General features: G+C 61.1%; 2 protein-coding genes. Both read left to right on the top strand.

Annotated features, from left to right (window positions below):
• Window positions 1-315, top strand: a 315-nt coding sequence (locus CW742_RS13830) for a hypothetical protein (protein ID WP_292421378.1), incomplete at its 5' end; no start/stop codon positions are given.
• A partial coding sequence (locus CW742_RS13825) for an exonuclease SbcCD subunit D (RefSeq protein ID WP_292421376.1) occupies window positions 312-1,242 on the top strand: 931 nt, incomplete at its 3' end. The genes CW742_RS13830 and CW742_RS13825, both read left to right, overlap by 4 nt.

Genomic DNA, 1,242 nt, shown 5'->3' with positions numbered 1-1,242 from the left:
GCCAAGGACCTGGAAGCACAGCAGGAGATCGCCCCAGCCCAGCCGGCAGCCGCCGCAGCGCCCGAACAGGAAACCCGCACGTCCCCTGAAGGCACGGCCCCGGCGACGACCAAAGCCCCGCAGACATTCACCCCCGGGGATCTGTTCTCGCCCAAAGACCGGCTGATTGTTGCTCAGTGCCTCGTCAAGGCATACACGGACCTCTGGATGCAGACCCATACACCGGATACGATCACCTTCGCCGCAGCCCGGAACGAGATCCTGGACGCGGTGGAGGCGGACCTTCCGCGGGTGATGAAAGCCGGGGTGCGATGATGAACTTCATCCACATTGCCGACACCCATCTCGGCAGGGCATCGTTCCAGAAACTCGCGGAGGATGGCAGCAACCTCCGTGAAACCCTCATCTATGAAAACTTCCTCACAGCGATCGAGCGGATTTGCGACGAGCAGCCGGAAGCCCTGGTCCATGCCGGGGACCTGTTCGATACGGTCAAGCCGAAGACCAAGGCCCTGCTCGTAGCCATGCAGGCCCTGGACCTGCTCAAGGAAGCGGGGATCCCCTTCATCGCGGTGGCGGGCAACCATGAGATGCAGAAGAACGCCTACACTGCCAGCGCCTTCGAGATCCTGAGGAAAGCCCACCCGGAGATCAATGCGGCATACTCGTTCCGGTACGAGCATGTACAGATCGGCGACACGCACTTCCACTTGATCCCGAACATGCTCCATGCGGTCGACTATAAGACTGCTGCATTTGACGCCTCGGCGTACACCAGGGAGAAGGGCAACCACGTCCTCGTCACTCACGGTCTCGCAACCACGATCCGGGACAAGCGTCTTGCTACCTGTGCCGAATTTGAGCTCACGCCCGATATCCTGCTCGACAGCTACGACTACATCGCGCTCGGCCACTACCACGGACAGCAGCAGGTCGCCCCGAACGCATGGTACTCAGGCAGCCAGGAGCACCTGACCTATGGGGAGATCAAGGACCGGAAGGGAGCGCTGGAAGTCCATATCGTCAACGGAGTCACGCATGTTGAGCACCTCAGCCTGGTCCGGTCGCCCATGTCCGATATCGGCACAATTGACTGCAGCAACCTCGCCATGGGGGAAATTCTCGATGCAATCGAGGATGAGGTCGGACTCTTGGACGGCATCGGGGACCAGATGTACCAGATCACACTGGACTTCGGCAGCAGTCCGGTCCGGGCACTGCCGCCCGACGCCCTCAAGAACC

Origin of the sequence: Methanoregula sp. (genome assembly GCF_002835825.1) — an archaeon.
Lineage (GTDB): Archaea > Halobacteriota > Methanomicrobia > Methanomicrobiales > Methanospirillaceae > Methanoregula.
This window is presented reverse-complemented; position numbering and strand designations above follow the sequence as displayed.